18 protein-coding genes are annotated in these 16172 nt (G+C 51.7%); 13 read left to right on the forward strand and 5 right to left on the reverse strand.

All coding sequences use genetic code 11. From position 1 onward, the window contains the following. The first annotated feature begins 15 nt into the window (after positions 1-15). A complete protein-coding gene (locus ACZ5N7_RS04515) occupies positions 16-342 on the forward strand; it encodes a hypothetical protein (protein WP_464657792.1) in 327 nt (108 codons plus the stop codon). A 104-nt stretch (positions 343-446) separates the two neighbouring features. Here the strand turns inward: ACZ5N7_RS04515 and cdaS are convergent, their stop codons facing one another. After that, positions 447-1067, reverse strand: coding sequence for a sporulation-specific diadenylate cyclase CdaS (gene cdaS / locus ACZ5N7_RS04520; protein ID WP_464657794.1), 621 nt, complete (start codon positions 1065-1067; stop codon positions 447-449). A 207-nt stretch (positions 1068-1274) separates the two neighbouring features. Here cdaS and ACZ5N7_RS04525 point away from each other — a divergent pair, with 207 nt between their 5' ends. Continuing rightward, positions 1275-2270: a zinc-dependent alcohol dehydrogenase family protein gene (locus ACZ5N7_RS04525; RefSeq protein ID WP_464657796.1), complete on the forward strand. Its 996-nt coding sequence runs from the start codon at positions 1275-1277 to the stop codon at positions 2268-2270. A 19-nt stretch (positions 2271-2289) separates the two neighbouring features. Here the strand turns inward: ACZ5N7_RS04525 and ACZ5N7_RS04530 are convergent, their stop codons facing one another. Beyond that, positions 2290-2457, reverse strand: a complete 168-nt coding sequence (locus tag ACZ5N7_RS04530; RefSeq protein ID WP_464657798.1) for a hypothetical protein — start codon at positions 2455-2457, stop codon at positions 2290-2292. 191 nt (positions 2458-2648) lie between these two features. Between ACZ5N7_RS04530 and ACZ5N7_RS04535 the strand changes: the two genes are divergently transcribed. Together ACZ5N7_RS04535 and hrpB are read left to right on the forward strand one after the other, a co-directional pair. Beyond that, positions 2649-3251 carry a YdcF family protein gene (locus ACZ5N7_RS04535; protein ID WP_464657799.1) on the forward strand — a complete coding sequence of 201 codons (603 nt, stop codon included), beginning with the start codon at positions 2649-2651 and terminating at the stop codon, positions 3249-3251. A 16-nt stretch (positions 3252-3267) separates the two neighbouring features. Continuing rightward, positions 3268-5778 (forward strand): ATP-dependent helicase HrpB, encoded by a 2511-nt coding sequence (gene hrpB, locus ACZ5N7_RS04540; RefSeq protein WP_464657801.1) that lies wholly within the window; start codon positions 3268-3270, stop codon positions 5776-5778. Here the strand turns inward: hrpB and ACZ5N7_RS04545 are convergent. Both ACZ5N7_RS04545 and ACZ5N7_RS04550 read right to left on the reverse strand, forming a co-directional pair. After that, positions 5775-7052, reverse strand: coding sequence for an erythromycin esterase family protein (locus tag ACZ5N7_RS04545; RefSeq protein WP_464657803.1), 1278 nt, complete (start codon positions 7050-7052; stop codon positions 5775-5777). The two genes, hrpB and ACZ5N7_RS04545, sit on opposite strands and share 4 nt — an antisense overlap. Before the next feature lie 115 nt (positions 7053-7167). Further along, positions 7168-8454, reverse strand: coding sequence for a VTT domain-containing protein (locus ACZ5N7_RS04550; RefSeq protein WP_464657805.1), 1287 nt, complete (start codon positions 8452-8454; stop codon positions 7168-7170). 200 nt (positions 8455-8654) lie between these two features. On the opposite strand from ACZ5N7_RS04550, the gene ACZ5N7_RS04555 reads away from it, so the two are divergent. From ACZ5N7_RS04555 to ACZ5N7_RS04580, 6 genes are all read left to right on the forward strand, one after another. Next, on the forward strand, positions 8655-9395 hold the full coding sequence (locus ACZ5N7_RS04555; protein ID WP_464657807.1) for an ABC transporter ATP-binding protein: 741 nt from the start codon (positions 8655-8657) through the stop codon (positions 9393-9395). 1 nt (position 9396) lies between these two features. After that, positions 9397-10149, forward strand: coding sequence for an ABC transporter permease (locus ACZ5N7_RS04560; RefSeq protein WP_464657809.1), 753 nt, complete (start codon positions 9397-9399; stop codon positions 10147-10149). A gap of 236 nt (positions 10150-10385) precedes the next feature. After that, entirely contained in the window at positions 10386-10754 is a 369-nt protein-coding gene (locus ACZ5N7_RS04565; protein WP_464657811.1) for a VOC family protein, read from the forward strand. 51 nt (positions 10755-10805) lie between these two features. Beyond that, positions 10806-11069, forward strand: a complete 264-nt coding sequence (locus tag ACZ5N7_RS04570) for a DUF1294 domain-containing protein (RefSeq protein WP_464657813.1) — start codon at positions 10806-10808, stop codon at positions 11067-11069. A 46-nt stretch (positions 11070-11115) separates the two neighbouring features. Beyond that, on the forward strand, positions 11116-11547 hold the full coding sequence (fucU, locus tag ACZ5N7_RS04575; RefSeq protein ID WP_464657815.1) for an L-fucose mutarotase: 432 nt from the start codon (positions 11116-11118) through the stop codon (positions 11545-11547). A 17-nt stretch (positions 11548-11564) separates the two neighbouring features. After that, the gene (locus ACZ5N7_RS04580; protein WP_464657817.1) at positions 11565-12401 is read left to right on the forward strand and encodes an amidohydrolase family protein; all 837 of its coding nucleotides are present in this window, start codon (positions 11565-11567) and stop codon (positions 12399-12401) included. A gap of 70 nt (positions 12402-12471) precedes the next feature. On the opposite strand, the gene ACZ5N7_RS04585 is transcribed toward ACZ5N7_RS04580, so the two are convergent. Beyond that, a complete protein-coding gene (locus ACZ5N7_RS04585; RefSeq protein WP_464657819.1) occupies positions 12472-13353 on the reverse strand; it encodes a polysaccharide deacetylase family protein in 882 nt (293 codons plus the stop codon). Between the two features lie 292 nt (positions 13354-13645). On the opposite strand from ACZ5N7_RS04585, the gene ACZ5N7_RS04590 reads away from it, so the two are divergent. The 3 genes from ACZ5N7_RS04590 to ACZ5N7_RS04600 all read left to right on the forward strand — a co-directional run bounded on the left by ACZ5N7_RS04590 (position 13646) and on the right by ACZ5N7_RS04600 (position 16065). After that, complete coding sequence (locus tag ACZ5N7_RS04590; RefSeq protein ID WP_464657821.1) at positions 13646-14032, forward strand: hypothetical protein; 387 nt, start codon at positions 13646-13648, stop codon at positions 14030-14032. Positions 14033-14188: 156 nt separating this feature from the next. After that, positions 14189-15211: a serine hydrolase domain-containing protein gene (locus ACZ5N7_RS04595; RefSeq protein ID WP_464657823.1), complete on the forward strand. Its 1023-nt coding sequence runs from the start codon at positions 14189-14191 to the stop codon at positions 15209-15211. Positions 15212-15327: 116 nt separating this feature from the next. Beyond that, entirely contained in the window at positions 15328-16065 is a 738-nt protein-coding gene (locus ACZ5N7_RS04600) for a glycerophosphodiester phosphodiesterase (protein ID WP_464657825.1), read from the forward strand. The last annotated feature ends 107 nt before the right edge of the window (positions 16066-16172 follow it).

A 16172-nucleotide genomic window follows, 5' to 3' on the forward strand; every position in this document is an offset into this window, starting at 1 on the left:
ATGGAGGTATGAGCGATGAAGCCGATCCATATGCATAAGCAGCGGAAAGAATACGACGATTTGATGCGCAGGTGGGTGGCTGAGGTTTCTTTTGAAATCGATGGTCACGACCAGCCATACAGGGTCACCTTGGTGTCACCCGATGGAAGCGAGTGGAAGAGCAACGGAGTCCGGTTTAACCCTTCCAACGTGGAAGAGCTTCAGCAGGAAGCGGAGGGCGATGAAGTGGAGTTCCGGGAGTGGGTTTATTTTGAAGGCAATGAAAAAGAATTGGAGAAGGTAGTGGAGGCTCTTCGGGACCCCGGCTTCCTGGCTGAGTTTAAGTCGGTGCTGGAGGGTTGATACTATGCTGCATGGGGCTGGCGGACTCGCTTATGGGTTTGACGGCCTTTTTCGTCAGTCAAAGAACAACCGCTCCATACCGGGTTGAAGGCGATTGTCCTTGGTTATGGTGAAATGACGGGATAAATATTCCCTCTGTTTGCAAAAGAAGCCCGGCCGGTCTCTTCGGAAACGACCATTACAATCGCATCGGTTTGTTCGGTCAGGCCGATGGCAGCCCGGTGGCGCGTGCCCATTCCTTTGGAAACTTGGGCTCTGCTCGCCAGAGGCAGTATATTCCTCACGGAAATAATCTGATTGGACCGAATCAATACGGCTCCGTCGTGGAGCGGGTTCCCCGGATAAAAGATGGACTCCAGCAGCGGCGCCGTTACCTGCGCTCCAAGCGCGATGCCGGGCTGGATAAAAGGATCCACCGGGTCGCTGCGTTCCACTACAATCAACGCTCCGTGCCGCCGTTGAGCCAAATTTTGTATGCTGATGGAAAGATCGGAATATTTATCGGTATAAGCGGAGAGGTAGCAGTTCAAGTAAAAGGTGGAAGCGATCGATTCGATCTGGATAAAGCTCTCCTTGATATGTTCAAATTCGCCCAGCAGGCAATGATCCTCGTTGTCTAATATGTCCAGCCCCCGCTGGATGCGGTCCGCTATTTGTTCCAACTTTTCTTTGAGGTGCTGCTTCATCGGTGAAAAATCACAGTTGGCTGTATATTCGATGGACATCTGGCTGTCACTTCCTTTACTATTCGGCACTCTAATACCAGTATTTGCGTTCCAAAGCTCTGTTATGCTCAGGCAGGCGGCAGCTTGTCTGTTCCTATCATTTGTGGAGTCCAAAAGAGGTGTGCTACACTATTGTTGAAATCATCCTTGAATGGCCTCGGGTAGAGCTTTTCTTAAATGGAATATAAAAGGCGGGTGAGTATAATTATGAAAGCGATGATCATTGAACGGTATGGGGATCCGGATGTTTTTGTAAGAAGCGAAATGGCCATGCCGGAAGTCAAGCCGGGAGCTATTCTTATCAAAACAGCGGCATCCAGCGTAAATCCGATCGATACGAAGGTCAGAAACGGGGCAGTGAAAGGCGTGGTCAAGCAGTTTCCCGCCGTGCTGCACGGAGATGTGTCCGGCATTGTCGAGGCGGTGGGCGAAGGAGTGACCGGTTTTAAAAAGGGAGACGCGGTATACGCGTGCACCTCCAACCAATTCGACAGCCCGGGCGGGGCGCTTGCGGATTATGTGCTGGCTGAAGCTTCGTCGGCTGCGTTAAAGCCTTCAAAGCTCAGCTTTGCGGAAGCTGCCGTTGTGCCTTTGGTTACCATCACAGCGTGGCAGGCGCTGATCGACCGCGCGAAGCTGCAGAAAGACCAGAATGTGTTGATCCACGGCGCTGCCGGTGGTGTTGGGCATGCGGCTGTACAAATAGCCAAAGCAGTCGGGGCCCAAGTGTTTACAACCGTTTCTTCAAAAGAAAAAGCCGACATCGCCCGCAGCCTGGGAGCGGACCATATCATTAACTATAAAGAAACTGCCGTAGAAGAATACGTACATAACTTCACTGGCGGGCGGGGCTTTGAAGTGGTATTCGACACTGTAGGCGGAGCAAATCTCGACCGTTCCTTTCAGGCTGCGGCCCCTAACGGAACCGTCTGTGCGATCGCCGCGCGTTCTACCCATGATTTGACCCCTCTCCACAGCAAAGGGCTGAGCTTGCATGTAGTGTTCATGCTTTTGTCCGCGCTCCATGCAGAGGGACTGAAGCACCAAGGCGAGATTCTGACGGATATCGCTGCATGGGCTGAAGCCGGCAAATTCCGTCCGCTTGTGGACGAGCGCTCGTTTACTTTTGCGCAGGCAGGCGACGCCCACCGTTTAATGGAATCGGGGCAGGCAACGGGCAAGATTTCTTTGGTAAATGAGTGATTCGGTGAATGACCGGCCTTTATTCGTCGTCATCGCCCGTTCGGTCCAGGATCATGGTATGCACGGGCGTGTAATCCCCTTTTTCCACTGCTTCGGGAGCGGCGCTTTCCTTTAATTCATGATTTTCGATACCGGGGGCAATGGTTGGGTCATGTTTTTGCCGTATGTTAGACTTGTTATTATCCATTTTTTTCACTCCTTGCAATATCTTGTAACACCTTGTAACACTAGGGTTTCTAATTTGCGGTCTTCTTATTCGAAAAAGCTGGGGAGTGCCCTGATTATGATACGGCGATGAATTGGTGTAAAATATGTGTGGCATATTATCTTGATAGGGACTGCCGATAGGCACTGCGGAAGATAGAGGTGAGCGCGTTCATGCTGATTTCCGGTCTTAATCCAAATACTCTTACGAACGAACAGATGACTGCCTTGCTTTTCCAGGGCATTGCCGATGACGGTCGCAAAGGGGACTGTATCTTCGTGTTTGGCAGCAAAGGCAGCTTGAAATTCCGGGTACCAAAGGCGGTGGAGCTGTACAAAGCCGGCCGGGCGGGCAAAATCCTGTTCTCGGGAGGAAAGGTTTGGGAAGGCCAGGGAGAGCCTGAAGCTGTCGTTATGCGGCAGGGCGCCATGCAGCGGGGCGTGCCGGCGGAGGCCTGTCTGATCGAAACCGATTCCAAGCATACCAAGGAAAATGTCCTCGCTTCGCTGCTGATTCTGGACCGGGCTTTCATGCTGCATAGTATTAGAAGGCTCCTGATTGTAACCACGACATACCATATGAAAAGGTGCTACTTGACCTTGAAGCAGTACATGCCGGCCTGGATTGAATATTCTTTGTGTCCGGTGGATGACCTCACTACAAAAGCCGATAACTGGTGGCTGCATGAGAGCGGAAGGAACCTGGTCAATATCGAAAGCAGGAAAATGATCCGCTATGTGAAATCGGGAGCTATCGCGGACGATGTGTTTCCTTGAAGAAGGAGGAGAGTGCATGAGCCTTCCGATTGAAAAGGTTTTGCCTGATGTGAAAAAAGCGTTGCGCAGCCGAAACGGACTGGTACTCGTGGCTTCTCCGGGATCGGGGAAAACAACGCGAGTGCCTTTGTCATTGCTGGATGAGCCTTGGCTGCTGGGACACCGGATTCTTTTGCTGGAGCCCCGGAGGCTTGCCGCCCGTTCTGCGGCCAAGTATATGGCGGGCTTGCTGGGCGAGAGGGTCGGGGAACGTGTCGGATACAGAGTGCGAATGGACAGTATGGTTAGCGCGCAGACACGGATAGAGGTGATCACCGAGGGAGTCCTGACCCGGATGCTGCAGTCTGACCCGTCCCTGGAGGATGTGGGCCTCGTTATCTTTGATGAATTTCACGAGCGCAATCTCCATTCGGATGTGGGGCTGGCGCTTTGTTTGCAATCGCAGGCCATCCTGCGGGAAGATTTGAAAATTGTGGTGATGTCGGCAACCATCGATGCTGAAGCTGTCGTGAAGCTGCTGGACGATGCCTCTGTCGTAGAGTGCGGCGGACGTACCTATCCGGTGGAAACCTGTTATTTGGATAAAAAGGTGGAAGGGCCAATAGAGCCCGCAGCCGCAGCCGCGATACGAAAAGCCCTCGAGACGCATGATGGAGATATGCTTGTATTTCTTCCGGGTGTCCACGAAATCCGCAGGGTCGAAGCCCGTTTAAACGAGATGAGCTTGGGAGAAAAAGTGAGGATAGCCGCGCTGTATGGGAATCTGCCGCAGAAGGAACAGGATGCGGCGATTGCTCCAAGCGTACCCGGGGTGCGGAAAATTGTTCTGGCCACATCTCTGGCTGAGACAAGCTTGACGGTCGAAGGAGTGCAGGTGGTGGTCGACAGCGGCTTGATGCGCGTTCCCCGATTTTCTCCGCGATCGGGAATGACCCGGCTGGAGACAGTTCGGGTGTCACAGGCATCGGCCGACCAAAGGAGAGGACGGGCAGGCCGGCTTGGACCCGGCATCTGCTACCGTTTATGGACTGTGCAGGAGAACCGGACATTGGAGCCGCATCATGTTCCGGAAATTATGGAGGCCGATCTGGCCCCGCTCGCTCTCGAACTTGCCGCATGGGGTGCGGCACCTGAGGATCTGCGATGGTTAAATCCCCCTCCTGCAGCTGCCTACGCGCAGGCGCGCGGACTTCTTGTTCAGCTTGAGGCTATTGATGAGCACGGTCTGATCACGGATCACGGCAGGGAATTAGCCGCGATGGGATTTCATCCCCGTCTGGCCCATATGATTCAAAAAGCCATTCCTTTGGGCATGGGGGAGCTTGCCTGCGAGTTGGCGGCTGTGCTGAGCGATAGAGATCCTTTACGTTTTGATTCCGCGGTTGGGGATGCGGACCTGCGTCTGCGCATTGAGGCTGTCCGCAGCTCAGGGAAGGCAGGCGGGCCTAATGCTGCCGACCCTTACATCAATTATTACGCAGATCCCGAAGTATGCAGGCGCATCCGGGCCGAGGCGGATCAATGGAAAAGATCCCTGCAAATTCCGCAGGACCATGGCAGCGGCAGCGACGGATGCGGGCTGCTGCTTGCTTTTGCTTATCCCGACCGGATCGGGCAGCGCCGGAGCTCGGGCAGCTTCCTGCTGAGCAGCGGACGCGGCGCCGATTTTATGGTGAAGCAGCCACTATCTAATTCGTCTTATCTGACAGCAGCGGAGCTGGATGACCGGGGGTCCCAAAGCCGTATCTTTCTGGCTTCGCCGGTGGACGAGGCGGAACTGAAGAAATATCTGCAGGAGAGGATCCGTGAGGAAAGGCTGGTCGAATGGGATCGCACGACACAGTCGGTAAGAGCGGTAAAGCGCACCTGGCTGGGTGCGCTTGTATTGGAAGAAATGCCGCTTCATCAAATGACTCCGGAGGAAACGCAAACTGCACTGCTGGCCGGCGTAGCTGCGGAAGGGTTGGCCGTGCTGCCCTGGACGCGAGCCGCACGCCAACTTCAGCAGCGGCTTATGTTTATGCATCGATTCGACCCTTCTTGGCCGGACATGTCGGATGAAGCCTTGTCCCATACTCTCTCCGAGTGGCTCGGACCGCATATTTACGGCCTAAAAAGCCGCAGCGACCTGCAGAAGCTGCAGATGGCAAGCTTGTTGGAAGGCGATCTGTCTTGGGAGCAGCGCCGTTCTCTGGAGGAGAACGCGCCGACTCACCTGACTGTACCGAGCGGCTCGAGAATAGCTATAGACTACAGCGACCCGGAGGCCCCGTCCCTCTCTGTCCGTCTGCAGGAGCTGTTCGGCCTTGTGGAAACGCCGAGGATTATGAAAGGCAGAGTCCCTGTGACTCTGTATTTGTTATCGCCGGCACAGAGGCCCGTCCAGGTCACGCGGGATTTGGCCAGCTTCTGGAGTACGGCTTATTTCGAGGTGAAGAAGGATCTCAAAGGCCGGTACCCAAAGCATTATTGGCCGGACGATCCGTTCGCCGCCGTTCCGACGAACCGCGTCCGGCCCAAAGCCTAGACCAGTGCTGCCAATTCCAGAGGATGAAGGGCTTGCGATTCGTCGACAAAGACAAACGCGTCATACCTTTCAGCCATTATGGACGGCACATAGTTGCCCCGCTCGTATTCCGGATGATAGACTACGCCGATGGCGCGGTGTCCAATGGGGCGGTGGAACTCTTCTCCGGCCATGCCCTTGAAAACGAGGATCTTATTGTTATCACCCGCCCGGTGCATAAGATCTTCCCAACTTCCCGCCACAGCGGAAGGCACTTCCATTACTTCCATAGGATGTCCCCATGCATCTGCTGCGATCACCGTGTCTCTATGCGTGCCGAAGCCGACAGCGAATACGCTTTCGGACCCATTCTGCTCGCGTACGAGCTGTCCGACATTGACCATGCCGTCGTCAGCCATGTCCGTCGCCCTGGCGTCCCCGATATGGGTGTTGTGCTCCCATATAATCGCTTTGGCTTTGGGACCGTGGAATCGCCTGATCCTGTTTAACGCTTCTGCCATATGCCGGTCCCGGATGTTCCAGGAATCCGGTCCGCCGCGGATCATCGCCCGGTAATACTTCTCGGCGTTCACCGCAACCAGCGCATTTAACTCATCGCTTAACGCAGCTTCTTTTTCGCCCGGTGTGCGGCCGGATTGGGCGCGTTTCTTTTGCAGCTCGATCAGCAGCTTGACGACTTCTTCCTCACAGCTCTCAGAGAAAAAAGCCGCCGCCATACCGTAATTCTGGCCTTCCCGGCCATGCGGCTCAAAACAGGAAAAAGCGTCTTTCGCCGCCTGAAGCTCCGGAGATCCGGTTTCCTCCAAGTGTTTGATCACTTCTTCCATGGATTCCCACAGACTGTATACATCGAGTCCGAAGAATCCAATCCTGTTCTCTGCCGGCAGCGCATGGTTATAATCCTTCAGCCACTTCACCAACTGCTCCGTTTCTTCATTCGCCCACATCCAGGCAGGCCATCGGTTAAAAGACCGCATCACATCGCTCATTGTGTCTCTGGCATCGGAAGCATGCTTGATCCAAAGGTTCACTTCATAACATGAAGGCCAATCGCCTTCTACAGCGATAAAAGAGAAGCCTTTTTGCTGAATAAGCCTCTTGCTCAGCTCCGCACGCAGTTTGTAAAATTCACTTGTGCCGTGGCTGGCTTCTCCGAGCAGGACAATCTCGGCGTCTCCGGCCGCTTCCACAAGCGCCTGCAGGTCGTCGTTCCCCGTGAGGGCAATGGAATGAGTACGGATTTTCTCAATCGCTTGCTGCTGATTCAATGACATGACCTCCAGTTTAGGTAATCGAAGTGAAGTATACCCATTTTGAAGGAGCAGCACTCTTTTTTTCTGAACGAGGCCTTCGCCGCTAAATAAGTTCACATAATAATACTTATGTAAACTAAATGTTTTTTTTCCGCAGCATACGAAAGATTTCCAGCAAGATCACATTCAAGCTGATCCACGCCCCGCCAAACACATATCCCGCCGCTACATCGCTCGCATATTGCACATCAAAGTAAATACGGCTGACGCCAACCAGCAAACAAAGAATGACCACGACCAATGTGGCGGCAATGCGTATTTTGGCGTTTCCATAGTGACGGACCAGCAAAAAAGCGGCAAACCCGCACACGGTCAGGGAAATCAAGGTCTGTTCGCTCGGAAACGAATAAGGGAATGCATAATCGACAGGGAGGGAGCTGGTCCGGTGAAAAAGCAGCCTTAATCCCTCATCCAACATTTCGCCGCCGACGATAACCCAGGCAAAGAAGGTTAATTCCAGCAAACGATCTTTTCCTTTCAAAATAATCCAAGCCACCGTCACAGCGATAAGCGGAGTGTACACGTAATAAGAACCCAGCAATGCAAACCGATCCATCCACAGCGACCATTCGGAACCAAATGTCCGATGAACGATATAGGAAGCTACTTCATCGAACAGGGCAAATTCTTGTGACAAGAAGTCCTGTATCAAGCCGATAGTTAAAGAAATAAAGACGACAAAGAGCGCGAACGCGGAAAGCAGGAGGAATTTTACTTTTCCAAGCGAGTGAAAGTGCCGGATGCCCTTGTCCAAACTGCCAGCCACCCAATCACGAAACGTATGCTTATATTTTCGATACATATAGACCAGAAGTACGATGGCTCCGCCTATGATCCCGCCGATAATCAAATATCGGTTGATCACATGGTGGTACTTCTCCCATTTGGGACCTAATATTTTGCCGAGCGAGATAAACAACCCCGTCCACAGGAGAGCGCCGGAATAGGCGTAGACAGCATATTTTCGATAAGAGATGCGTGTGATTCCGGAAAAATACCCCGTTATATGCCTGACTCCAGGTATAAAATAGGAGACGACCAGCATTTTATTTCCATATTTTTGAAACCAGACGGACACTTTCTCTATTTTCTCCGGCCCCAGATGGATGCGCCTCCCGTATTTTTCAAAGAAGGGTGTCCCAAGACGCAGCCCGATCCAATAGGATAAAGTCACACCGGTGGAAGCTCCCGCCCAAGCCATCGTAATACTGAGCAGCCAATGGAGCTTGCCTTCATAAACAAGCAGCCCGGTATAGCTCATCATCACTTCTCCCGGCAGCGGAAGGGCTAGCATTTCAAGCAGCAGGGAGAAAAAAAGCACCAAATATCCGTAATGCTCAAGCCAAGCGGTCAAAAACGCCAAATGAATTCCTCCTCTCTAAATTATTCTAAACGTTTAAGGGAAAAATTAACCCGGAATCCCATTTTTCAGTCGCCAATCCGGCTTTAGCGGCCGCTGTGTATTGCGCACCTGAACGATGTCATTCCCGCCGCAATCTGCTATATTGAAATGACAGTAAATGAAATGCCCGTCTGCTCAAAAATGAAAGGGGGTGTTACCCGATGGGTGCGTTATTAAGCTTGGAGCATATCACCAAACTTCATCCGGACAAGAAAGGAGCTAATTTGCTGTCCGATATTTCAGCCGATGTGGACGAGACCGAATCGATAGTGATCCTGGGGGCCTCGGGACAGGGAAAAACAACACTGCTGCGCATCGTGGCTTCCCTGGAGAGAGCGGACCAAGGCAGGATCGCGTTCCAGGATGTCCCCTTGGACAAGTGGCAGCCGGAACGATGGAGGAAGCAAGTCTGCTACGTAGCTCAACATCCGGTCATGCTCGCCGGCACGGTTGCGGATAATCTGAAGACCGTCAGCTTCCTTCACAAGACAGCTTTTGACGAGACCTTGGCCAGGTATCTGATGTCACGGATGGGGCTCGGGAAGCTGAATTGGAGCAAGTCCGCCACCGAACTGTCGGGCGGAGAAAAGCAGCGTCTGGCCCTGATTCGTTCCTTGCTGCTTCAACCAAAAATCCTTCTGCTGGATGAAGTGACCGCGTCGTTGGACGCAAACAGCAAAGAAGCGGTGGAGTCAGTTATGGCCTCCCTGCGCCGTGAGCAGAACACTACATTAATCTGGATTACACATGAACCGGAGCAGGCCCGCAGAGTGAGCTCGCGCGTCTGGTTTTTGTCTGACAACACGCTTCAGGAAGACAGGGAGACGGAGGCTTTTTTCGAACGGCCTCTGTCCGCCCAGGCACGCAGCTATTTACAGCTTCCACAGCAGCGGGGGGAATAGAATGTCGATCATTACCTTGGGATTTACCGTCGTTTTTATTGCGATTACGATTTTTATTTCGATGTGGCAGAACCTTGGATTGCAGAGGGACATTACGATCGGAGCGATCCGAACGGCAGTACAGCTGCTTCTGGTAGGCTATATGCTGCAGTATGTATTTCAAAGCAACCATCCTCTGTTCATTGCTTGTATCATCGGCATTATGATTGTGGTGGCCTCCTGGAATGCGGCAAAAAGAGGCAAGGGTTTGGAAGGGATACTATGGAGAATTATCTTTGCGGTGACCACCACGGAAGCTTTAACGATGGTCCTGCTGCTCAGATTGCATATTATACAGCCCACTCCCCAATATATCATACCGATCAGCGGAATGACTATAGGGAACGCGATGGTAGTGTCAGGGCTGTTCCTCAACCAAATGAACCGCGAGGTGCAGACCTCCGGAGGCGAAATTGATGCTCTGCTTTCATTGGGCGCAACACCGAGGCAGGCCATCCAGCAATCGTTAAAACGTTCCATAAAGTCGAGCATGATCCCTACCATAGACGGAATGAAAACTGTCGGTCTGGTGCAGCTTCCGGGAATGATGACGGGAATGATTGTGGCGGGGGCGGACCCTGTGGAAGCAGTGAAGTATCAAATCTTGATCATGTTTGCTTTTTCTTCCTCAGCTGCATTGACAGGTATTCTACTGGGGTTGATGAGCTACAAGCTGTGGTTCTCAAAAGACAGTCGGTTAAAAACATTGGTTTAATCATATTAATTATATTAGTCAATGTAATTAATTTCATTAGTTAATTATATAAAGTATTAAATTTAATTCCATTAACTATCAAGAGCGACTGGAAGTATCTATTAATTAATGGAATGAAATATATTAACTTACCACATTAACTATAATAATTAATGATATTGAATTTAATATTTGTTATGTTAACTATTTATTTAATTACATTAATTACCTAAATGGACATGTGGAGGGAAGCCAATATGATAATCGGACTGCATCACGCTCAAATTACGATTCCCAACGGGGAGGAAACAAAGGCGAGGCAGTTTTACTGCACATTGCTCGGACTTCCCGAAATTGAAAAGCCTGACTCGCTGAAGGGCAGAGGCGGCTTCTGGATTCAAGCCGGTTACCGTCAGATCCATATCGGCACCGAAGACGGAGTACAGAGGCAGCTGACGAAAGCCCACCTGGCTTATGAAGTCTCGGATTTATCGGTGTACAGGGCGAAAATCGAAAGCCAAGGCTTAAAGCCTTTGGAAGGAATACCGATTCCGGGATATGACCGGTTCGAGTGCCGAGACCCTTTCGGCAACCGTGTGGAGTTTATCCAAAGACTATCGATATAGTTTACACGAACTATACGTGCATATAACTGTGCCTAAGAAAGGAGCGCGGCGATGACGGGATTGTTTCTTTATCTTTTGGTTATTAATGTCCTTGCCTTTATTGCCATGGGATACGATAAATCTCAAGCGCGCAGGAAGGAGCAGAGAGTGCCGGAAAAAAGCCTCTTCGGTCTCGCAGCTGTAGGAGGAGCGCTTGGAGCCTGGTTCGGGATGAGAGTCTGGCGGCATAAAACGAGGCATGCTTCGTTCGTCTGGGGAATTCCTCTTCTGTTGATATGGAATGCGGTGTGCGTTTACTATATTTCCAGCAAATAATATAATGGAAAAAAGAAACAATAGAGTAACAGAGAGGGTGCCGGTCATGTTAAAAGGAATTTCAAGCCTGATTTCTCCCGCATTGCTTAAAATTTTAATGGAAATGGGCCATGGAGACGAGGTCGTCCTTGCAGACGGCAACTTCCCTGCCGCAAGCCATGCTTCGCGTGTGGTTCGCTGCGATGGACTTGGCATACCTGAGCTGCTGGAAGCGGTTCTTCGGCTCTTCCCATTGGATACTTACGTGGAGAATCCGGTTGGCTTAATGGCGGTCGTAGCTGGGGATACGACGGAGACGCCGATCTGGGATACCTATCGGCAAATTGCCGAACGGAGTGAGGGCAGGCCGGTTTCATTCGAGCAAATCGAGAGGTTCGCTTTTTATGAAAGGGCAAAAAGAGCCTATGCCATTGTCGCAACTGGAGAAAGCGCTTTATATGCCAACATCGTTTTGAAAAAAGGGGTAATCGCCACATAAGAGAGGTGGAATGGGACGTGAGAATCGATGCGCATCAGCATTATTGGAAGCTAGAACGCAATGATTACGGGTGGATCACGCCCGCAGACAAAGTGCTTTACAGGGATTATCTGCCTGACGATCTGGCCGGCCTGCTTGAGCGCAACGGGATAAGCCGCTCGATCGTGGTGCAGGCCGCCCAAACGCATGCGGAGACCGACTTCCTGCTGGAGCTCGCGGACAGGCACGATTCGATAGCCGGCGTGGTAGGCTGGCTTGACCTTCATAATCCGGACTACCTACGGATCCTGCAAGGATTCCTTGGCCATGAGAAATTCGCAGGGGTGCGCATTATGATTCAGGAAATGCAGAATCCGGACGAAGTGCTCCAGCCGGATACTCTGGAGGTCATTCGGTACATGGAGAGCATAAATCTCCCGGTGGACCTGCTGTGCCGTTCGAGCCAGCTCCATGCCGTCGTGGAGCTTCTGGGCAAGGTGCCGAACCTGCGCGGTGTCATCGATCATATTGCCAAGCCTCTGATCGCCGAGCGTCAGTTCAAGCCCTGGCAAATGCAGATGGCCGTCATTGCTTCCAATCCTGGCATCTACTGCAAGCTGTCGGGAATGGTTACGGAGGCGGATCACGCCAATTGGAAGCAGGAGGATATTGATCCTTATATCCTTCATGCGCTGGAGCTTTTTGGACCGAAGAGGGTCATGTTTGGCAGCGATTGGCCTGTTTGTCTGCTGGCAGCAGGCTACGATGAGGTAGTGGACGTGCTGCGAGGTGCTGTTTCAGGCCGCCTGAACGAACAGGAGATGGAGGATTTGTTTGGCCGCAATGCCGCAGCATTTTATAAGCTGGAGGGATAAACGGGCAGGTTGATCGATAAAAAAGACGGTTCCAAGAACCGTCTTTGTCTATACATATACAAGAAAAAGATTATGGCTGAGAAGCGGGAATAGACAGCAGCTGCGGGACTGTCTGGAAGCTGTAGCCTTCTTTTTGCAGTTCAGGTATGAGCTGTTCCAATGCGCTGACCGTGTTGGACAAGTTATGGTTCTTCCCTCCGGCACAATGCTCCAGTATGATCCCTCCGGGCTTCAATTCCTTGTGGACGGCGCTAAGGATGCCTTGTGTTGGAGTACCCGCCCAATCTCTGGTATCCACGGACCAATTGACAATGCTGAGTCCCATATCGGAGATGGCCTGCAGGTCCGCCGGATTCACCGCTCCATAAGGAGGGCGGAAAAGAGTAGGCCGATATCCGATAATGGACGCCAGCTCGTCTTGAGTCTTCGAAATTTCCTCCATCACCTTCACCGTGCCTATTTTATCCAGGTCCGGGTGGGACCAGGTATGGTTTCCTATGGCATGGCCTTCCTGCACTATCCTTTTGACAACATCGGGGTGGGCTTTGGCCTTCTGGCCAATAAGAAAGAAAGTCGCTTTAACGTTATATTTCTTTAAAATGTCCAGAATTTGCAGCGTATAACGGTCATCCGGCCCATCGTCAAAAGTGAGTGCAGCCTGCTTTTTATCCGACGGGCCTGAATAATGGATCAGCTTGCTTTTGAGAGCGGCGTTGACGGCGGTTGTGTTCGACCCTGCCGCATCGGCGTTGACGGCGCTTGGGTTCGTGCTTGCCGCATTGGCATTGGCGGCAGCGTTCGGATCCGTGTGCGACGCGGTCTTTGGATCTTGATTGTTTCCAGTGACGGGTGTTACTGCTGGAGGTTCCGGCTTTGCAGTCTGTGCATGTCCCATGCATCCCGTGAGAATCATAACCAGAGACAGGGATAACACTATAGGGACCTTATTCATAGAATCAACTCACTTCCTTTTAATGATAGTATTATATACCCAACCTTCTATATAACGCTAACTCAATTTGGGGCCGTTCTAAGAATTAAATCCATCGGTTTTGCTTGAATTCTACAGAATCTGACGGCAATTGCGAGGTTCTTTTTGTTTTTAAACCTGCGCTGCGTGGTAAGTAGTGAGAAGAGGCGATCGTTCAATCGATGAGGTTACGTGAAGCCGTGGTGACACTAAGGAAGACGGCAACAAGAAGAAAATGTTCTAAACACACATCAAAATAAAGGAGTGATCTATCATGTCCAGACTAATTCAAGCTTATTTTCGGACGGAGAATGATGCGGAGGACGCCAGGATTCTGCTGCAGCCTTTTGCAACGGAAAATCTGGAGATTGGCGAATTGGGCGAGCGCTCGGAAGGCCGGAGGTTCATCCTGCCATTCGCGGCGGGTGCGGCCGGTGCAGGGATGGGAACGACGGGCGACGGCGTCGGAATGGCAGTGGCGGGAGTGGCGCCTTTCGCTGCGATAAATGAGTTGAATGATACCGTAGAAAAGGCCGGAGATGTGGATTTGGACGATCTGAATTATGTGTTATCAGCGAAGGTGAAGGATGAGGAGTACGATCAAATCGTCCAAGTCATCCGCAGCAATAACGGCTATATGGAAGTACCGGAGGCCGAATAAACCGTCAGGCGTTTAATCGGACCCGCCGCAGCCTGCAGATCCTGCTCTCAGAGGAGCCGGTCGAGCAGGCTTTTTAGTTTGAGAAGTGGAGGCTCGGTATTTTACTGACCATTTGATATAATAACACTTATAGTCCAATGTTCTGGAGGAACGATTATGCGGATTAGCAATTCAGGAGCAGTCACCAGGCGAAAACCGGATCCGTTTCTTCCTGCCGGCTCTCCGGAACAGCATGGATTGGACCCGGCTCCGCTGACAGGCCTGGAGGATAAGCTGCCGCAGTGGAAAGTAAAAAGCGCCGCGGTCGTCCTCCATGGCCATCTGGTTTGGGAGTGGCACGATAAAGGGATAGATCGCCCCGCCTCCCTTTTTTCCTGCACGAAAAGCGTGCTGTCCGCCTTGATCGGCATCGCCATCGCCGAAGGAAATATCCAAGGCGTGGAGCAGCCTATATCAGATTATTTTGACTTGGACGGGCAGTACGCAGACGAGCGTAAGAGATCGATCCGCGTCAAGCACCTTTTATCGATGACTCCCGGGTGGGAGTGGCCGGATTTTGATAAGCCCTACGCCGAAATGAAGCGGTCGGACGATTGGACTCGCTTTGTTCTGGACAGGCCTATGGCTCACGAACCCGGGCAAGCTTTTACATACAATACAGGGGGCTCCCATCTGCTGTCCGCCATCCTTACGAAAGCCACTGGCCAAAGTGCGATGCAGTACGCCAAAGATAAGCTTTTCGGCAAAATGGGATTTAAAGGTTCCAGATGGAATATCAGCGGAGGAATCAACGAGGGGGGCGCCGGGCTTTATCTATCGACAGCGGATTTGCTGAAGTTCGGCCTGCTTTATTTGCGCAAAGGCAGCTGGTTCGGGGAACAGCTGGTGCCCGAAGCATGGGTGGAACAGTCTACAAGCTTCAAGCATAAAGGGCTGTCCAACTACGTGCCTCCCATTTACGGCTGCTATGGTTATCACTGGTGGGTTTCCCCGCAGGAACACAACGGAGTTGCGGATTGTTTCTTTGCCTTCGGTTATGGAGGCCAGTATTTAATGATCGTCCCTGGACTCGATGTCGTCGCCGTCATCCGAAAAAAAACCAGCGGAAGAAATAACGCAATAATTTCCAGGAATCTGCTGTTCGAACATATTTTCGTGGCGATAAGATCAGCACAGTAAATACAGATCTTCCTATTTAAGGGCGGGTAAGCTGGTGATGAAAAGTGTGAACTTGATTTTTGTTTACATAATAAAAATTATGGTCAACTAAAACAGTGAAGAGGGGATATGAACAAATGTCTGAAGCAAAACCGTTAGTAATCGGCCATCGAGGGGCCGCCGGGGAAGCGCCGGAAAACACGCTTTCTTCCTTCAAGCTGGCTCTCGAGCAGGGCTGCGACGCTTTTGAATTGGATGTGCACCTATCGAAGGACGGCCAGCTCGTCGTTATCCACGATACAACCGTCAACCGGACTACGGACGGCACGGGCTCGATCCACGATATGACAGTGGAAGAGTTAAAGAAGCTGGACGCAGGCCGCTGGTTCCACGAAAGGTTCGCAGGCGAACGCCTTCCTCTGCTTGAGGAAGTGTTCGACTTGGCGCCGCAAAGTCTCATGATTAACGTTGAGATCAAAGCTGGCGCCCACACCGGCAAGCTGGAACCAGTACTGGCCGAGCTGTTAAAGAAGAAGAACCGGATGGATTCCGTCGTCGTGTCCTCTTTTGATTACGAATGTCTGCACAACCTCAAGGAGATCGCTCCCGAAGTGAAGATCGGGCTATTGTACGACTTATGGCTCGGACGGCATTGGAAGCTGCCTGAAGCATCCGGCTTGGAAGTTTATTCCCTGCATCCAAGATTCCCAAGGCTTCGCCGGGGTGACGTGCAGAAAGCCATAGAGCACGGACTGCGCGTTTATGCCTGGACCGTCAATGAAGAAGAGCATTTGAAGAAAGCGATACAGTACGGAATGAGCGGCATTATAACGGATTACCCGGGCCGCCTAAGAAAGCTTTTGGGAGAACAATAAAGGTTGTATGCCCGGAATGGATATACATTTCAAACAGGCTGCCGCGGCAGTCTGTTTTTTTACCCGACTGATTTTTTCAAAATATTACCTTTTCTTTCGTTGTCTGC

The sequence above is a fragment of the Paenibacillus sp. JCM 18996 genome, assembly GCF_055392555.1.